Origin of the sequence: Brevundimonas sp. R86498 (genome assembly GCF_044598075.1) — a bacterium.
GTDB lineage: Bacteria > Pseudomonadota > Alphaproteobacteria > Caulobacterales > Caulobacteraceae > Brevundimonas.
In genome coordinates this window covers 606,387-623,039 of record NZ_CP139004.1, presented here as the reverse complement: position 1 = coordinate 623,039, position 16,653 = coordinate 606,387, and the positions used below count along the sequence as shown (strand labels likewise).

The window sequence follows — 16,653 nt, the reverse complement described above, 5'->3', positions numbered from 1 at the left end:
TGTCGGCCCGCCTCCGGTCTGATGGTCGCTGTGGCGCCGTTGCACCGGGCCGGGTTTTCGTGACTAGCTGGACACCATGACCAAGCTGGACATCGCGCGGCCGGCCGCAGCCACCCCCGCGAAACGCGGCCGCCCGCCCAAGATCAAGGCCCAGGCCATCGGGGGCGACACGCGGGAGTCGATCCTCGACGCCGCCGAGGACCTGTTTTCCAAACACGGCTTTTATGGCGTCACGATCCGCGAGGTCGCCCGCGAGGCCGGCGTCGATACGGCCCTCGTCCACTACTATTTCGGAGCCAAGCGGGACCTTTTTGACGCCGTCTTCCTGCGCCGGGCCGAGGTCTGGAACAACGACCGGGTCGAGGCGATCAACCGCTATGCTCTCGCCCATTCCGGCAAGGAGGGGGCCGGCACAATGACGCTTGAGGGTCTGCTGCGCGCCTTTCTGGAGCCCCCCTTCCAGTGGTCGCTCAAGGGCGGGCCCGGCTGGAAACACTATTCCGCCCTGGTGGCCCAGACCAATGCCAACCCGGCCTTCGGGGGCGAGACCATGGCCCGCTATTTCGACCCGGCGATCCGGCGCCTGATCGAACTGATCCGTATCCTCCTGCCGGAGGCGCGTGAGGAGGATCTGTACTGGGGCTGGCACAATCTTTCGGGGGCCCTGACCCTGACGCTGGGCGAGACCGGCCGGCTGGACCGGTTGTCCGACGGACGGTGCCGGTCCGGCGATCTGGAGACGGCCTGTGACTATATGGTGCGGTTCGCGGCGGCGGGTTTCCGGGCGGTCTGCGAGAAGCCCTAGCCAAGGTCAGCGGACCTGCGGCTCTGGCCGGGTTGGCAGTTCTACGGACAGTCTTTTTGCGGCTTTCCGGGCGGCGCGGGCGGCCTATCGCAGGGCGAGGGCGCTGTGCGTTCCGGCCGGCGGAAGATCGATCGCGGCGGCCTCGAAGGTGGGGGGGCCAAAGCGGCCGCGGGCGTCGTTCGAAAAGCCATAGGCTTCCTTCGGCAGGCCGAACGGCCACAGGGTCAGGTCGCCGTTGCCGTCGGTGTCGTGAAAGGCTGCGACGGCGTAGCGACCGGGAGCGAGGCCAGTCAGGACCACGGCGGTCACCGGGCCTGTCCGCGGTACGATCCGGCTGGCTACCGGTCCCTCGCCGCGCCGGAACGAGTCCGCGTCGCGATAGACGGCCACGGCGATCGATCCGCCCGGCTCACGGGTCGTGACGTCCAGTCTCAGTTCAGGGGCGGCCACCGGCGTGGCGAGACCCAGAACCATGGCCGCGATTGCCATCTTCATCGAAACGCCTTCAGGTGATTTGCGAATGCCCCGCCCCAGATGACATCCGCCGAGCCCTTCCGTCCAGCCATGCCTCTCCCGCCTTCTGCTGCATCACCGGCCCGGCAAGCGGCGACATCCGGCGCGACCGCGATGCGGGGGTTGACCCTCGCGGGCGCAGCCGGCGTCGTTCTGGCCTTGATGGGGGCTTTCGGAACCGCCGACGCCCCTCTGGGGCTGAGGCTCGCCTACTGGGTCCCGGTCATGCTGGCCGGGGCGGCCTGGGGGCACCTGTGCTCGCGCCGGATCGAGCGCTGGATCGATATGGACGAGCGGCCCTGGTTGACCGTCGTGGCCCTGACCGCCGCCATCACCGGCCCCGTTTCGCTGATGGTCTGGTTTGTGACCGGACTTCTGTTCGAGCGGGAGGTCTATCCGCTGCGGACCCTGCCTCTCATGGTCGGGCCGGTCCTGATCGTGACCGCCGTGATGAGCGCGCTCAATGTCTTCCTGGTCAAGACCCAACCGGTCCAGACCCATGCGCCCGTCGCCGGCGCACCCGCCGCCCGCTTCCCCGAGCGTCTGCCGATGAAGCTGCGCGGGGCTGCCATCCGGGCGGTCCAGGCCGAGGACCACTATCTGCGGATCCATACCGATCGTGGGTCAGACCTGATCCTGATGCGGCTGTCCGACGCCCTGGACGAGCTCGAGGGTCTGGAAGGGGCCCAGACCCATCGCAGCTGGTGGGTCGCCCGGGACGCGGTCCGCGACGTGGCGCGCGGCGACGGGCGGGCGACCCTGACGCTGGAGGGCGACCTCTCGGTCCCGGTCAGCCGCCGCTACGCCCGCGCCCTGCGCGAGGCCGGCTGGTACTAGCCCCGCCATGCCCCATGGAAGCCGGCCGGCAGGGCCACGTCCGCGCGCCAGGTGACGACCGGACCCGCCTCGACAGCAGCGACGTCGAAGACATGCAGTTCGGTGACGCCCTCGGCCAGATTGATCGAGGGCGCGACCAGCCACGCGTCGCGTTCGTCGCTGGTCCCGGGTTTGGGCACGAACACCGCTTCTTCCATGATCTGGCTGTCGTCGAAGTTGAAGGCGTGGCTGGTGCCGGTCTTCCAGTCCTGGATCGCCAGACCGTTCGGCAGGGGCCGTCCGCCGCGCTCCCCGGCGACATGGACGGTCAGGCTGCGCTCGAGGCCGGCCCGCCGGGGGTCGCCCTTGGGAAACTCGCCCGCGACGCCCGACGACGCCATCTCCGCGCGACCGTCCGGGTGCAGGGTGACCAGCTTCATCACGCTGGGCTCGCCCGGGACGACGCCGCGGCCGGCGACCAGCACCCGGGCCCCCTCGACGGCGAAGGTGTTGTCGACATTGGCGGCCACATCGAACTGGATGGTGCCATCGGCCCGCGCCCAGCCGTCGCCCAGATGGAAGAAGCCGAAGGCCGGCAGCTCAAAGATCCGGCGCGTCGTCAGGTCCGCCTTGTCGACCACCATCACCTGGGTGCCCAGTTCCGGCCTCCAGGCGAACTGGGTCAGGTAGGGCATGCCCCGGCGCTCGAACACCCAGGGCTGGAGCACAAAGATCAGATGCCGGTCGGTGGCGGTGAAGTCGTGCAGATAGCTGGCGCGGGGCAGGGGGATGACGCGGGCGTCGATCAGGGATCCCGAGGCCTCCAGATGCCAGATGATGGCCTGATCCCCGGTGGTGCCGACGTTCCACAGCGTGCCGTCGGGCGCGAACCGCGGGTGGGCCTGGAAGGGCATGCCCTTCAGGTCGGGGCGCAGGCTGACGAACTGCTCGGTAGCCAAGGTGTCGGCGTCCATCGACAGGGGCGAGCCGCCCTCCCACAGGGCCCAGATCTTGTCCCCGACGGCCATCACCGCCGTGTTGGCGCAGTTGCTGTCGTCGTTCGACCCCACCCGCGCCCGGGCGTCACCCGCCGTGCCGAAGCCGGGGGTGACCACAGCGTTCAGTTCGGTTTCGACCCGGCGCTTGGGCGTGTCGGCGAAACGGGCGGCCACGGTCACGCCGCCGTTGGCCACAGTGAAGGACCGCATCAGGCCGTCGCCGTCGAACCAGTGGGTGGCGCTGCCGCCCGGCCGCCGGAACTTGCCCGGCCCGTTGCGGAACAGCACACCCTCCAGCCCGTCCGGGGCCCGACCATGGACGCGGCGCATGGCGCGCGGCGCGATGTCGGTCTCCAGATCGGCGGTGGCCAGCGCCCAGGGCGCGGCAGCCTCCAGAGCCAAGGCTGCACGCACGGTCTCGGGCGTGGCGACGGCGGCGGACAGGGCGGCGGCACCCATGAGGAAATGGCGGCGGGACGGGGTCATGTCGAAGGCTCCGGAGGGCGTTGATCAGCGGATCGAGATCGTCTGGGTCGTCTGACCCGAGACGCTGAAGCGGGCGCGGTCCCAACTGGCCGGACCCATGTTGCCGACGGCGTTGTTGGAGAAGGCGTAGGGCTCGATCGGCATGCCGAACGGATTGGTGTCCATCCGGCCGTTGCCGTTGACGTCGTGGAAAGCCTTCACGCCATAGTCGCCGGGGGCGAGGTCCTCGAAGGTCGCGATGCGCTGTCCGGCCGCCACATCGAGGCTCACCGCGCGGACCGGCTGGCCCCCGGCATAGGTGGCCTCATCATAGAGGGCCACCATGATGGCTCCGGTCTCCGCGCCGGGCTCGAAGGTCAGGGCGAGAGACGCCCCGGGTTCGGCGGCGAGCGCTGCGGAGGCCGACAGGGCGAGGGCGGTGGCGAGGGCGAGGCGGATCATGAGGGGGTCCCTTGAGGTCTGGATCGGAGGCCCGGTGGGGTCTCCACCTCATGATCCTCACCCCCGGTCCGCCCACGTCGCCAGCGCGCCTGCGGGGATGAACGGGCTCCCTTCGTCAATGGCGGTCCACGGTCACTGGCGAAGCGCGAACGCCCACCCGTTCCGCCGGGAAACACGCCTGTCGACGGTTGAGCCCCGTCGCCCGTGGGCGCAGGATGGGGGCCCAAATCGGAGAGACGACCATGAACACCCGCACCGTCGCCGCCGTGTCCGTCATTCTGACCATGGGGGCATCGGCCTGCGCCCCGATGGCGGGCCGCACCTATCCCACATATGCCGAGGAGCTGAACCAGCTGACCGAAGCCTGCCGCGCGCGCGGTGGGATCCTGACACCGATCCCGGGTGCCACCAGTGGCCGGCCGCAGACGGACTATGCCTGCCGGATCACCGGCGGGGCCTCGCGCCTCGACTGAGGTTCACTGCGGTCCGGTCAACCGGATCTCGAACAGTCGGGGCCAGTGTTTGCCGGTGACGAACAGTCTGCGGCCTTCCGCATCCCAGGCGATGCCGTTCAGGACGTCGTCGGCCGGATTGGCGACGGGCTCGGGCAGCAGGCCTGTCAGATCAATGATCCCCGTCACCACCCCGGTGTCGGGATTGATGCGGACGATGAAATTGGTCTGCCAGACATTGGCGAAGACCTCACCGTCGATGAACTCCAGTTCGTTCAGGCGACCCAGGGGCCGACCCATGACGGTTACCGGCACTGATCCGGTCTCGGCGAGGGTGGCGGGATCCAGAAAGCGCAGGCGCGGCTCGCCGTCCGACAGAATGATCCGGGTCGCATCGTGGGTCAGGCCCCAGCCTTCGCCGCTGTAGGTAAAGCGGCCCAGCGGCTCCAGATCGTCGAGCGCCCAGATAAAGCCCACGCCGTCGGTCCAGGTGAGACTGAGCACCCGGTCGCCGACCACGGTCAGTCCCTCGCCGAAATAGCGACCCCCCAGTGTCTGCCGGTGGGTGACCGAGCCGTCCTCAAGCCTGACGCGGCGAACGCCGGAGTTTTCGCGGCCGGTACTTTCCAGCAGCACCCCGTCCACATACTCCAAGCCCTGGGTGAAGGCGGTGGGGTCATGAGGCCAGCTGGCGACAACCTCATAGCCATAGCGCGCGGGGCGGGTGGCTTCGGCCGGCGCAATGGCCGCGGCGGGCGCGGGCGTCGATTGCGCCCGGGCAACCGGGGCAGCGGGGACCCAGGCCAGGGCGGCGAGCGCCCCGACCAGCAGCCGGAACGGGCCGCGCATCAGCCGGCCGGGTCGGCGGCCGCCTCGGCCTCCGCCTGTTTCGCGCGCGCCTCCGCCTGATCCGCGGACTCGCGTGCCATTCTGGCCTTGTCCTTCTTCGACGCAGACGATCGTCCCAGCATGTTGAGCGCCTCGACACCGGCCGAGAAGGCCATGGCGGCGTAGATATAGCCCTTGGGCACATGGAAGCCGAAACCGTCCGCGATCAGGACCATGCCGATCATCAGCAGGAAGCCGAGCGCCAGCATGACGACCGTCGGGTTCTTGGCGATGAAGTTGGCCAGCGGATCGGCGGCGATCAGCATGACGGCCACCGCGGTGAGGACCGCCACCACCATGATCGGGAGATGTTCGGTCATGCCCACGGCGGTCAGGATTGAGTTGATCGAGAAGACCAGGTCCAGGATGATGATCTGCACGATCGCCGCGCCGGCGTTGGAGATGACGACGTCCTTCTTGTCGAGGATGTCATGCGAGGGCGTGGGGTCGACGGTGTGATGGATTTCCTTGGTCGCCTTCCACACCAGGAACAGCCCGCCCGCGATCAGGATCAGATCCTTCCAGGAGAATTCATTGCCCATGACGGCAAAGACCGACTGGGTCAGACCGACCAGCCAGGCGATGATCGACAGAAGGGCCAGACGCATCACCAGCGCCAGGCCGATGCCGATGCGCCGCACGCGGGACCGGTGCTCCGGCGGCAGCTTGTTCGACAGGATCGAGATGAAGATCAGATTGTCGATCCCCAGCACCACCTCCATCACAATCAGGGTGACCAGCGCGGCCCAGGCCGCAGGATCGGATAGAAGCGGGGTGATGCTGTCGAGCATGAAAGATCCTGGATGCCGGCGGGTCAGCCCCAATGGCCACGGTGCGTCGCGGCGATCAAGCGGCCAATCGGGTCCCGGGTTCCCGGTGGTGTGCCGTCCTGCCTCGGTTGCGACAGTCAAAACCCCATGCTATCAGGCGCCCGGCTTTCGAGGGACGTTTCAGACGAAACGGCCATCGGCGTGCTTTCCATAAGCAATACAAGCCTTTGACCGGCGCGAGGCTCGCGACCGGTCATTTCGAACAGACACGCACAGCGGACGGACAGGCCTTGGCTGACGATTTCAGAACGACGGAAGTCGGCGCACGCTACGCCCAGGCGCTGTTTGACCTCGCCCTCGAGACGGGCCGGCTCGAGGCTGTGCGCGCCGATCTGGCGTCGCTGAAGGCCGCCTGGATCGAGAGCGCGGACCTGCGGCGTCTGGCCACCTCGCCCATCCTGTCGGCCGAGGATCAGCAGAAGGGTCTGCTGGCCATCGCCCGGGCCGCGAAGTTTGAGTCCACGACCGGCAACTTCCTCGGCCTTCTGGCCCAGAACGGCCGGGCCCGCGATCTGGGCGCGGTCATCACCGGTTTCGAGGTCCTGTATTCACGCCACACCGGCGTCGTCGCCGCCGAAGTGGTGTCCGCCAAGGCCCTGACGGCCGCCCAGACGAAGGCTATCCAGGCAGCTCTGGCGAGCGCGCTCGGCAAGGTCCCGGAAATGACGGCCCGTGTCGATCCCGCGATCCTCGGCGGTCTCCGGGTCAAGGTGGGGTCGAGACTGTTCGATGCCTCGCTCAAGACCAAGCTCGACCAGATGAAGTTCGCCCTGAAAAGGGCCTAAGCCACACCGATTGACCGTCGGCCCCGCCGCCGACGCCCAAGAACGACGAAAGCCAGAGAGCCCGACCATGGACATCCGCGCCGCCGAGATTTCGGCCATCCTCAAGTCCCAGATCGCCAATTTCGGCGTGGAAGCCGACGTCTCGGACGTGGGCCAGGTCCTGTCGGTCGGTGACGGCATCGCCCGAATCCACGGTCTGGACAACGTCCAGGCCGGCGAGATGATCGAATTCCCCAAGGCCGGGGTGAAGGGCATGGCCCTGAACCTCGAGCGCGACAACGTCGGGGCCGTGATCTTCGGTGCCGATGCCCAGATCGCCGAGGGCGACGAGGTCCGTCGTCTGGGCGAGATCGTGGACGTGCCGGTCGGCAAGGGCCTGCTGGGCCGCGTCGTCAACCCGCTGGGCGAGCCGATCGACGGCAAGGGCCCGATCCAGTTCACCGAGCGCCGCCGCGTCGACGTCAAGGCCCCGGGCATCATTCCCCGGAAGTCCGTGCATGAGCCGATGCAGACCGGCCTCAAGGCCATCGACACCCTGATCCCGGTCGGCCGCGGCCAGCGCGAGTTGATCATCGGTGACCGTCAGGTCGGCAAGACCGCCGTGGCGATCGACACCATCCTGAACCAGAAGTCGATCAACGTCGAAGGCGCGGCCGAGGGCGACAAGCTCTACTGCATCTATGTCGCCATCGGCCAGAAGCGCTCGACCGTGGCCCAGATCGTCAAGACGCTCGAGGAGCGCGGCGCCTTGGAATACACCATCGTCGTCGCCGCCACGGCGTCGGAGCCGGCCCCGCTGCAGTTCCTGGCCCCGTTCTCGGGCACGGCCATGGGCGAGTTCTTCCGCGACAACGGCATGCATGCCCTGATCGTGTACGATGACCTGTCGAAGCAGGCCGTCGCCTATCGCCAGATGTCCCTGCTGCTGCGCCGCCCGCCGGGCCGCGAAGCCTATCCGGGCGACGTCTTCTATCTGCACAGCCGCCTGCTGGAGCGTTCGGCCAAGCTGAACGCGGACAATGGATCGGGCTCGATGACGGCCCTGCCGCTGATCGAGACCCAGGCCAACGACGTGTCGGCCTACATCCCCACCAACGTGATCTCGATCACCGACGGCCAGATCTTCCTGGAATCCGACCTGTTCTACCAGGGCATCCGCCCGGCCGTGAACGTCGGCATCTCGGTGTCGCGCGTGGGCTCCTCGGCCCAGATCAAGGCGATGAAACAGGTCGCCGGTTCGATCAAGGGCGAGCTGGCCCAGTACCGGGAGATGGCCGCCTTCGCCAAGTTCGGTTCGGACCTCGACGTCTCGACCCAGAAGCTGCTGGCCCGCGGCGCGCGCCTGACGGAACTGCTGAAACAGCCCCAGTACTCGCCGCTGACGGTCGAGGAGCAGGTGGTGTCCATCTATGCCGGGACGCGCGGCTATCTGGACGCCATCGCGGTCGCCGACATCGCCCGCTTCGAGAGCGAACTGCTGGCCCGGATGCATTCGGCGCACCAGTCGACGCTGGACGCCATCAAGTCGACCAAGGCCCTGTCCAAGGAGCTGGAAGCCGAGCTGAAGGCCGCCATCGAAGCCTTCGCCAAGACCTTCGCCTGAGCCCCGGGAAGCTGAGAAAGTAACGCCCGATGGCCAGTCTCAAGGAAATGCGCAATCGGATCGGAAGCGTGAAGTCCACGCAGAAGATCACGAAAGCCCTGAACATGGTCGCCGCGGCCAAGCTGAAGCGCGCCCAGGACCAGGCCGAAAGCGCGCGTCCCTATGCCCGCAAGATGGCCGCCGTGATCGCCAATCTGGCGGCCGGCGTCTCCGGTGACAACGCGCCCCGGCTGCTGGCCGGGACGGGGGCGGACCACAAGCACCTGATCGTCGTGGCGACGGGCGACAAGGGTCTGGCCGGCGGCTTCAACACCAACGTCATCCGCGCCGCGAAGGACCGGATCAACACCCTGATCGCCAACGGCAAGGACGTGAAGATCATCGCCGTGGGCCGCAAGGTCCGCGACGGTCTCACCCGCCAGTTCGGCAGCCGCATCATCCAGACCTTCGAGCTGAGCGACCATAAGGTCATCGGCATGGCCGCGGCCGAGCCGATCGCGGCCCTGATCGCCGAGCGGTTTGAGGCAGGCGACGCCGATGTGGTCACCCTGTTTTACAGCCGCTTCCAGTCGGTCATCTCGCAGGTCCCGACGCCGAAACAGCTGATCCCGGCCGTGGTCGACAGCGATGCGGCCCCGATCGACCTGAACGGCGCGGTCTATGAGTATGAGCCCTCGGAAGAGGAAATCCTCGAGACCCTGCTGCCGCGCAACGTCACGACCCAGATCCTAGCCGCCCTGTACGAGAACCAGGCCAGCTTCTTCGGGGCCCAGATGGGCGCCATGGACAATGCGACCCGGAACGCCGGGGACCTCATCAACAGCCTGACCCTGCAGTACAACCGCAAGCGCCAGGCCCAGATCACCACCGAACTGATCGAGATCATCGCCGGCGCGGAAGCGCTCTGATCCTCCGATCCTGACAGACAGACCGAAACGGACCCCGACCGATGACCGACACCGTCGCCCCCAAGAAGCCCGCCGCCCCCCGCAAGCCCAAGGCCCCGGCCGCCGCTGCCGCAACCGGTAACGCCGCCTATTCGGCAGGCACCGGCGTGGGCAAGATCGCCCAGGTCATCGGCGCCGTCGTGGACGTCGAGTTCACGGGCCAGCTGCCGGCGATCCTCAACGCGCTGGAGACCCAGAACGTCGACCAGAAGACGGGCGAGCCCTTCACCCTGGTGCTGGAAGTCGCCCAGCACCTGGGTGAGAACATGGTCCGCACCATCTCGATGGACACCACCGAGGGCCTGACCCGCGGACAGCCGGTAACCGACACCGGCACCTCCATCCTGGCCCCCGTTGGCCCCGGCACGCTCGGCCGGATCATGAACGTCGTCGGCGCGCCGATCGACGAACAGGGTCCGATCCAGACGACCATGTACCGCCCGATCCACCGCGAGGCCCCCAGCTTCGAGGAACAGTCGACCTCGTCGGAAATCCTCGTCACGGGGATCAAGGTCATCGACCTGATCTGCCCCTACACCAAGGGCGGCAAGATCGGCCTGTTCGGCGGTGCCGGCGTCGGTAAAACCGTTACGATGCAGGAGCTTATCAATAACATCGCCAAGGCCTACGGCGGCTATTCGGTGCTGGCCGGCGTGGGCGAGCGCACCCGCGAGGGCAACGACCTGTATCACGAGATGATCGAGTCCAACGTGAACGCGGACCCGTCCAAGAATGGCGGCTCGACCGAGGGGTCGAAATGCGCCCTCGTCTACGGCCAGATGAACGAGCCGCCCGGAGCCCGCGCCCGCGTCGCCCTGACGGGTCTGGCCCAGGCCGAGTATTTCCGCGACGAGGAGGGCAAGGACGTCCTGCTGTTCGTCGACAACATCTTCCGCTTCACCCAGGCCGGCTCGGAAGTGTCGGCGCTGCTGGGCCGCATCCCCTCGGCCGTGGGCTATCAGCCGACGCTGGCGACCGAGATGGGAAATCTGCAGGAGCGGATCACCTCGACCAAGAAGGGCTCGATCACCTCGGTCCAGGCCATCTACGTCCCCGCCGACGACCTGACCGACCCGGCGCCGGCCGCCTCCTTCGCCCACCTTGACGCGACGACCGTGCTGAACCGCGACATCGCCGCCCAGGCCATCTTCCCGGCCGTGGACCCGCTGGACTCGACCAGCCGGATCATGGACCCGCTGGTCATCGGCGAGGAACACTATCTGGTCGCCCGTTCGGTCCAGGAAGTGCTCCAGTCCTACAAGGCCCTGAAGGACATCATCGCCATCCTCGGCATGGACGAGCTGTCGGAAGACGACAAGCTGGTCGTGTCGCGCGCCCGCAAGATCCAGCGCTTCCTGTCCCAGCCCTTCTTCGTGGCCGAGCAGTTCACCAACTCGCCCGGCAAGTTCGTCGAGCTGGCCGACACCATCCGCAGCTTCAAGGGCATCGTCGCCGGTGAGTACGATCACCTGCCCGAAGCCGCCTTCTACATGGTCGGCACCATCGAGGAAGCCGTCGAGAAGGCCCAGAAGCTCGCCGCGGACGCTGCGTAAGCATGGCGGGCAAGCTCAACTTCTCGCTGGTGTCGCCCGAACGCGAGGTCTTCTCCGGCCTCGTGGACCAGGTCGATGCCCCGGGCGTCGAGGGCGACTTCGGCGTCCTGCCGGCCCATGCACCCTTCATGACCGCCCTGCGCGAAGGACCGGTCACCGTGTTCACGGGCAATGCGAAGCGCACCTTCACCGTGCGCGGCGGATTCGCTGATGTGACCCCGGACGGCCTGACCATCCTGGCTGAGGCCGCCACCGAGGTCGCGGCGGCCTGACGGTCGTCGCGGTCCTGAGGTGACCGGTCTCATCTACGTTCTGGCAGCCGGCGCGGAAATCGCCGGCTGTTTTGCGTTCTGGGCCTGGCTGCGGCTGGACCGGTCGCCGTTGTGGGCGGTGCCCGGCACCCTGTCCCTGATCCTGTTCGCCTGGCTGCTGACCCGGGTGGAGGCCGACGCGGCCGGGCGGGCCTATGCGGCCTATGGCGGGGTCTATATCGCCGCCTCCCTGATGTGGCTGTGGCTGGTCGAGCAGCGCGCGCCGGACCGCTGGGACCTGATCGGGGCCGGCCTCTGCCTGATCGGCGCGGCGGTCATCCTGCTGGGCCCGCGGGGCGGCTGAGGGGTGACCAAAGGCGTGGCCAAACCGACCAAATTCCGGTCAATAAACTCGCCAACCTCGCCAAACTGACCAGACGGGCTTGATCGGCGGATGCGGCTGTCCCAAATCCCCGGGCGCGGGGCCACGTCCTCCACCGTGGCCGAGGCCACGGGACAAGCCCGGGACGGCCCGGCCCTTTGAGAGGAGGGCCGTCGACCATGGCCTGGGTCTATCTTGTCGTCGCCGGACTGCTGGAAGTGGTCTGGGCCTTTTTCATGAAACAGTCGTCGGGCTTCACCCGGCTGTGGCCCAGTGTGATCACCCTGGGCACCATGGGGGTCAGTTTCGCCCTGCTGTCCCTGGCCATGCGGACCCTGCCGCTGGGGACGGCCTATACCGTCTGGACCGGCATCGGGGCCGTGGGGGCCTTCATCGTCGGCGTCCTGTGGCTGAACGAGGGGGTCCATCCGCTGCGGGTGGCAGCCGCCGGCCTGATCCTCGCCGGAATCGTCCTCATGCGGCTGGCGCCGCAGGGGCCGATCGCCTAGGCTGCGGTATGCTGGAGCTTCGACCGAACTGTGAGTGCTGCGACCGGGACCTGCCGTTCGACAGCCCGGATGCGCGCATCTGCACCTTTGAATGCACCTTCTGCGCCGACTGTGTCGAGGACGTCTGCCTCAACTGCGGCGGAGAGCTGGTGAAGCGGCCGGTCCGGCCGGCGCGGCTGCTGGAGAAATATCCGCCGTCGACCAAGCGGGTGCTGAAGGCCGGCTGCGAGCCCCGGGGGCTCAGCGCGCGAAGCGCGTGAACGCGGCGACCACCTGCGCATAGGCGTCGCGCTTGAACGGCACGATCAGGTCGCAGGCTTCGGACAGGTCGCCCCAGCGCCAGGCGTCGAACTCGACCTCGGCATGGCGGTTCAGGTCGATCTCGCTGTCGGCCCCGGTGAAGCGAAAGGCGAACCAGACCTGTTTCTGGCCGTCCCAGGGCTTTCGGCCCTTGAGCTTGTGCGCCAGCTTCAGGGCGGCGGGGAAGTCGTAGACGATCCAGCCCTCGGTCCGCGCGAGCAGTTCGACGGAGGTGACGCCCGTCTCCTCCTCAAGCTCCCGACGGGCGGCGGCCTCAAGGTCCTCGCCCTTGTCGACCCCGCCTTGCGGGAACTGCCAGGCGTGGCCGGTCGCCTGGCCGGCACGGTGACCGTACCAGACCTTGCCGGTGGCGTTGAACAGGACGACGCCGACGTTGGGGCGGTGGTGGGGGAAGTCGGGCATGGGCAGTAGGCAGTAGGCAGTAGGCAACAGGAAGCAAGGGAAATGAACGCTGCGGACGGGCCGCCGGGATGGGCGCTCGGCCGCAAGCCAGCGCACCATACTGCCTACTGCCTACTGCCTACTGCCTACTGCCTACTGCCTACTGCCTGCGCGTCAGCGCCCCGCCCGCTGCGTCATCGCCGAGGCGGGGGTCAGCTGCAGGCCGCGGGCGTCGAGGCCGGCGGTCCAGCGGGCGGCGGCCTCGACCGTCACCGGATAGGCGAAGCCGGTGCCAAGCGCCGAGCCACGCGCCTTGGCGGAGGCCTCCAGCGCGTTCAGACGGCCGATGATGGCGGCCGGAGTCTGGGTCTCGTCCACGATCACATCGGCGCTGGCGCGGGCCCAGGCCCCGGGCCGGCGGCGGGCCTGGCCGTCGTCCAGAAAGGTGATGCCTCGCTGGCGCAGCACGCCGAGGAAGGCCGACATCGCCCCGTCGGAGGTCACGAACCGGTCGCCGAGATAGTTGGTCACCGCGAAATAGCCGGTGGCGCGGCCCAGCAGCCAGTTCATGCGCGATTCCACGTCGTCGGGTGTCGCATTGGCCAGCAGGGTGTAGGGGCCGGGATCGTTGTTGGGATAGCCGGTCGGCTCCATCGGGATCTCGATCATGACCTCATGGCCCTGGGCCCGGGCCAGATCGATCCAGCCCTGCAGACCCTCGGCATAGGGCACGAAGCTCAGGGTCACCTCGGCGGGCAGGCGCTCGATGGCGGCGCGGGTGGTCACGGCATTGAGACCCAGGCCGCCGACGATCAGCGCGACGCGCGGCTTGCCGTTCGACTGGAAGGGCCGGGCATAGGCCTGGGCCGGGACGCGGCCGTCAGTGGCGATGACGGGAAGTGCGCCCTGGGGCCCGGGCTGGCTGAGGCCCGCGATCGGGGCCGGGGCCAGGGGCCGGGCCTCGATCCGGGGCGCGGCGATGGCCGAGCCGCCCGCCACGGTCGCGCCGTCCGGCAAGGTGATCAGGGCCTCGCCGCCGGCCGCACCGGACGGATCCAGCATCGGATCGCCGGACAGGCCCTGCCAGGCGGCGAAGCCCCCCATGCTGAAGGCCTCCAGCCCGCTCGGGGCCGGGGCTTCCACCGGGGCTTCGCGTTTCAGACTGACCCGCGCGGACGGCGCACCGGCCCGGGGGTCGCCCAGCACGGTCATGAACAGGGCGACGGCGGCGATGAGCAGCAGGCCGGCCGCACCCACGGCGACGGGCGGCTTCTTCAGCCAGCCGGCCACGGGCTTGAGGTCAAGCTTCAGCCCCTTGCCGGAAGGGGCAGTGCCGGCGGCGGCAGCGAGGGCGGACTGGCGTTTGGCGAACATGGACTGTGGACGCTCGGCGAACAGACGACCGGACGGATTCCGGACGGTGATCTTCGCCCCGGAGTATGAACGGGGGGCGGTTAAGAAAGCCTAACGCGGCGTTAGCCATGATTTCCGCGCGAGGGACCGGTCGATCAGATCCCGGCGTACCATTCGTAGCCGCGGTCGGGCCAGTAACCGCCCTTGCCGCCCTGGATGTCGGCAAAGCTCTCCACCGCCTCGATCCGGCGGATGTATTTGGCCTGTTTGTAGCCCAGCTGGCGTTCGATCCGCAGCCGCAAGGGGGCCCCGTTGGGCACGCCCAGGACCTCGCCGTTCATGTCGTAGGCCAGGATCGTCTGGGGGTGACGGGCATCGACCAGATCGATGCTCTCATAGTAGCGCGGCCCGTCCTCGGTCTGGGTCAGGGCGTCATAGCAGTGGAACACGATGTAGCGGGCCTCGGGCTTCAGGCGCGCCTCGTCCAGAAGGGTCTCCAGCCGGACCCCGGTCCACTGCCCGATGGCGGTCCAGCCCTCGACGCAGTCGTGTTTGGTGATCTGGGTCCGGGCCGGGCGGGCGCGCAGTTCGTCGAGCGACAGCGACAGGGGCCGCTCCACCAGACCGGTGACCTCCAGCCGGTAGTCGGCAAAGCCCCCGTCCCGCAGCGCCACATAGTCTGCCGCCGCCGGATCGATGGAGCCATTCGGCTTGAAGAAGGGCGAGATCAGCCGGGCATCATACTCGGGGGCCAGGGCCTCGCGCGGGATCAGCAGCCGCTGCGAGCGATAGGTCAGGGCCTCGGCCGAGACCCTCAGTCGTTCACTGAATGCCACGCCGCGTTCGCAGGCGGAGAGCGCGATGACGCCGATGGCCGCGCCGGCCCGGGCCAGCCACGAGCGACGGTCGAGCGTGGCGGTCATGACGGATCTCCCTCGCGAGGCCGCGGACTGGCCGGGGGTGGCTCGACCGCGGCCGGCGTGGGCTCGAGCACGAACCAGCCGGTGATCATGGCCCGCATGTTGTTGAAAAAGCCGGTCCAGATCACGAGGCCGACGTGGATCACGATAAAGCCGACGATCAGGCCGCCGGAGATGAAGTGCAGGGTCCGCGCCGACTGACGGCCTCCCATGAGGTCCAGCAGGATCCCACCGATCGCGTTGAACCCGGGCGACATCGACAGGCCGGTGATCAGCATCATCGGCAGGACGATCAGGATCATGGCCACATAGGTCAGCTTCTGGATGACGTTGTAGGTCCGCGCCTCCTCGTCCTTGGGGAAATGGAGCCGTGCGTGTTCCTTCACCGAGGGCCAGAAGCCGGCAAGATCGATCTTCGTCGGCCACAGCCGCCGGCCGAAACGCCGGGTCAGAAATCCGTAGGCCAGATAGATCAGGCCGTTGATCACGAAGACCCAGGCGAAGAAGAAATGCCAGTGGCGCGCCTCGGCCAGGTTCCGCCCCTGGGGCAGCAGCAGCCAGTTCGGGATCGGGGGAATGCTCAGCCAGTGATCGCCGAAATTGGTGTCCGGGCCCCAGTCCAGATGCGGATGGGCCAGCAGGATATTGAGGCCGCTCATGATCAGGATGACCACGGCGGCGACGTTCAGCCAGTGGCTGACCCGGACCAGCGGCGGATGACGCCAGGTATCGATCCGGCCATCCGGCAGGGGGCGATCGGCATGGGGCGCGTTGCCTTCGGCCTCGCCGGGCGGGCCGTCATCGATGGTCTCGACCGTCATTCATCTCCCCTGTCGCGCCCGCACGGTGTCACGGCGTCGCTGCGCGTGCAAACCGCCCCAGGGCGGATACGGCCGGGAAGAGGAAAGAGTTACGGCCGCACCCGGACGGGACAGCGGGTCCTGTCCCCGCCCTCGCAGGCGCGGATATCGGCTTCCCATTGGGCCCGGTCCATCGCCCAGCGCCGCTGGGCCGCTTCGGCCTCGCGCAGGGCCGCCTCATAAGCCAGCTGCGCCTCCCGGGCGCGCGTCGCCTCCGCCTCATACCGGGCCCGTTCCGCCTCGAAGGCCGCCCGATCGGCCCGCTCCTGGCTTTCGGCCAGCAGATTGCGCTGCAGGATCTCGTCGTTCAGGGCGCGGGTGACCCGCAGCTCGGCCGGATCCTGCTGTTGGTCGGGGGCCCGGTGCCAGGCCTCTCCGTCATTGACCGCCGGTGCGGGATCAGCCGGTGCGGGGGCCGGGGGCAGCAGGGCCGCCACCGGGTCCTGCGTGGCGACCTGCCCGTTGGACGCACCTGTCATGCCCGCGCTCAGCATGAGGGTCAGCAGACCGCCTGCCAGACCTGTCTGTATCCTGTTCATGGAACTCTCTCCGTCTCATC

Annotated in this window: 21 protein-coding genes; 11 read left to right on the top strand and 10 right to left on the bottom strand. The window is 68.2% G+C overall.

Annotation, left to right across the window (positions count from 1 at the left end; genetic code table 11):
• Window positions 1-76 precede the first annotated feature (76 nt).
• The gene (locus tag SJY26_RS03175; RefSeq protein ID WP_396594712.1) at window positions 77-805 is read left to right on the top strand and encodes a TetR/AcrR family transcriptional regulator; all 729 of its coding nucleotides are present in this window, start codon (window positions 77-79) and stop codon (window positions 803-805) included.
• 84 nt (window positions 806-889) lie between these two features.
• On the opposite strand, the gene SJY26_RS03170 is transcribed toward SJY26_RS03175, so the two are convergent.
• Window positions 890-1,300, bottom strand: coding sequence for a DUF2141 domain-containing protein (locus SJY26_RS03170; protein ID WP_396594711.1), 411 nt, complete (start codon window positions 1,298-1,300; stop codon window positions 890-892).
• A 132-nt stretch (window positions 1,301-1,432) separates the two neighbouring features.
• On the opposite strand from SJY26_RS03170, the gene SJY26_RS03165 reads away from it, so the two are divergent.
• Complete coding sequence (locus SJY26_RS03165) at window positions 1,433-2,155, top strand: LytTR family DNA-binding domain-containing protein (RefSeq protein ID WP_396594710.1); 723 nt, start codon at window positions 1,433-1,435, stop codon at window positions 2,153-2,155.
• Here SJY26_RS03165 and SJY26_RS03160 read toward each other — a convergent pair.
• Together SJY26_RS03160 and SJY26_RS03155 are read right to left on the bottom strand one after the other, a co-directional pair.
• Window positions 2,152-3,618, bottom strand: coding sequence for a carotenoid oxygenase family protein (locus tag SJY26_RS03160; RefSeq protein WP_396594709.1), 1,467 nt, complete (start codon window positions 3,616-3,618; stop codon window positions 2,152-2,154). The genes SJY26_RS03165 and SJY26_RS03160 overlap by 4 nt on opposite strands.
• Window positions 3,619-3,642: 24 nt before the next feature.
• Complete coding sequence (locus SJY26_RS03155) at window positions 3,643-4,059, bottom strand: DUF2141 domain-containing protein (RefSeq protein WP_396594708.1); 417 nt, start codon at window positions 4,057-4,059, stop codon at window positions 3,643-3,645.
• 242 nt (window positions 4,060-4,301) lie between these two features.
• Between SJY26_RS03155 and SJY26_RS03150 the strand changes: the two genes are divergently transcribed.
• Window positions 4,302-4,532 carry a hypothetical protein gene (locus SJY26_RS03150; RefSeq protein WP_396594707.1) on the top strand — a complete coding sequence of 77 codons (231 nt, stop codon included), beginning with the start codon at window positions 4,302-4,304 and terminating at the stop codon, window positions 4,530-4,532.
• Between the two features lie 3 nt (window positions 4,533-4,535).
• Here SJY26_RS03150 and SJY26_RS03145 read toward each other — a convergent pair whose 3' ends face one another.
• Window positions 4,536-5,360 (bottom strand): glutaminyl-peptide cyclotransferase, encoded by an 825-nt coding sequence (locus tag SJY26_RS03145; protein WP_396594706.1) that lies wholly within the window; start codon window positions 5,358-5,360, stop codon window positions 4,536-4,538.
• Window positions 5,360-6,190: a TerC family protein gene (locus SJY26_RS03140; protein WP_396594705.1), complete on the bottom strand. Its 831-nt coding sequence runs from the start codon at window positions 6,188-6,190 to the stop codon at window positions 5,360-5,362. The genes SJY26_RS03145 and SJY26_RS03140 overlap by 1 nt, the downstream gene beginning before the upstream one ends.
• Window positions 6,191-6,459: 269 nt before the next feature.
• Between SJY26_RS03140 and SJY26_RS03135 the strand changes: the two genes are divergently transcribed.
• The 8 genes from SJY26_RS03135 (at window position 6,460) to SJY26_RS03100 (ending at window position 12,519) form a co-directional block, all read left to right on the top strand.
• Window positions 6,460-7,014, top strand: a complete 555-nt coding sequence (locus tag SJY26_RS03135; RefSeq protein WP_396594704.1) for a F0F1 ATP synthase subunit delta — start codon at window positions 6,460-6,462, stop codon at window positions 7,012-7,014.
• Between the two features lie 67 nt (window positions 7,015-7,081).
• Window positions 7,082-8,617, top strand: coding sequence for a F0F1 ATP synthase subunit alpha (atpA, locus tag SJY26_RS03130; protein ID WP_396594703.1), 1,536 nt, complete (start codon window positions 7,082-7,084; stop codon window positions 8,615-8,617).
• 29 nt (window positions 8,618-8,646) lie between these two features.
• Complete coding sequence (locus SJY26_RS03125; protein ID WP_396594702.1) at window positions 8,647-9,525, top strand: F0F1 ATP synthase subunit gamma; 879 nt, start codon at window positions 8,647-8,649, stop codon at window positions 9,523-9,525.
• A 41-nt stretch (window positions 9,526-9,566) separates the two neighbouring features.
• Window positions 9,567-11,117 (top strand): F0F1 ATP synthase subunit beta, encoded by a 1,551-nt coding sequence (gene atpD / locus SJY26_RS03120; RefSeq protein WP_396594701.1) that lies wholly within the window; start codon window positions 9,567-9,569, stop codon window positions 11,115-11,117.
• Between the two features lie 2 nt (window positions 11,118-11,119).
• A complete protein-coding gene (locus SJY26_RS03115; RefSeq protein ID WP_396594700.1) occupies window positions 11,120-11,389 on the top strand; it encodes an ATP synthase F1 subunit epsilon in 270 nt (89 codons plus the stop codon).
• Between the two features lie 19 nt (window positions 11,390-11,408).
• On the top strand, window positions 11,409-11,732 hold the full coding sequence (locus SJY26_RS03110; protein ID WP_396594699.1) for a YnfA family protein: 324 nt from the start codon (window positions 11,409-11,411) through the stop codon (window positions 11,730-11,732).
• Between the two features lie 197 nt (window positions 11,733-11,929).
• Window positions 11,930-12,259: a DMT family transporter gene (locus tag SJY26_RS03105; RefSeq protein WP_396594698.1), complete on the top strand. Its 330-nt coding sequence runs from the start codon at window positions 11,930-11,932 to the stop codon at window positions 12,257-12,259.
• A gap of 8 nt (window positions 12,260-12,267) precedes the next feature.
• Entirely contained in the window at window positions 12,268-12,519 is a 252-nt protein-coding gene (locus SJY26_RS03100; RefSeq protein WP_396594697.1) for a DUF1272 domain-containing protein, read from the top strand.
• On the opposite strand, the gene SJY26_RS03095 is transcribed toward SJY26_RS03100, so the two are convergent.
• From SJY26_RS03095 to SJY26_RS03075, 5 genes are all read right to left on the bottom strand, one after another.
• A complete protein-coding gene (locus tag SJY26_RS03095) occupies window positions 12,500-12,982 on the bottom strand; it encodes an RNA pyrophosphohydrolase (RefSeq protein WP_396594696.1) in 483 nt (160 codons plus the stop codon). The genes SJY26_RS03100 and SJY26_RS03095 overlap by 20 nt on opposite strands.
• A 153-nt stretch (window positions 12,983-13,135) precedes the next feature.
• Window positions 13,136-14,335, bottom strand: a complete 1,200-nt coding sequence (locus SJY26_RS03090; protein ID WP_396594695.1) for a divergent polysaccharide deacetylase family protein — start codon at window positions 14,333-14,335, stop codon at window positions 13,136-13,138.
• Between the two features lie 134 nt (window positions 14,336-14,469).
• The gene (locus tag SJY26_RS03085) at window positions 14,470-15,237 is read right to left on the bottom strand and encodes a molybdopterin-dependent oxidoreductase (protein WP_396594694.1); all 768 of its coding nucleotides are present in this window, start codon (window positions 15,235-15,237) and stop codon (window positions 14,470-14,472) included.
• Window positions 15,234-16,055, bottom strand: coding sequence for a cytochrome b/b6 domain-containing protein (locus SJY26_RS03080; RefSeq protein WP_396594693.1), 822 nt, complete (start codon window positions 16,053-16,055; stop codon window positions 15,234-15,236). Before SJY26_RS03080 ends, SJY26_RS03085 begins: the two co-directional genes overlap by 4 nt.
• An 89-nt stretch (window positions 16,056-16,144) precedes the next feature.
• Complete coding sequence (locus SJY26_RS03075) at window positions 16,145-16,633, bottom strand: cell wall hydrolase (protein WP_396594692.1); 489 nt, start codon at window positions 16,631-16,633, stop codon at window positions 16,145-16,147.
• Window positions 16,634-16,653: the final 20 nt, after the last annotated feature.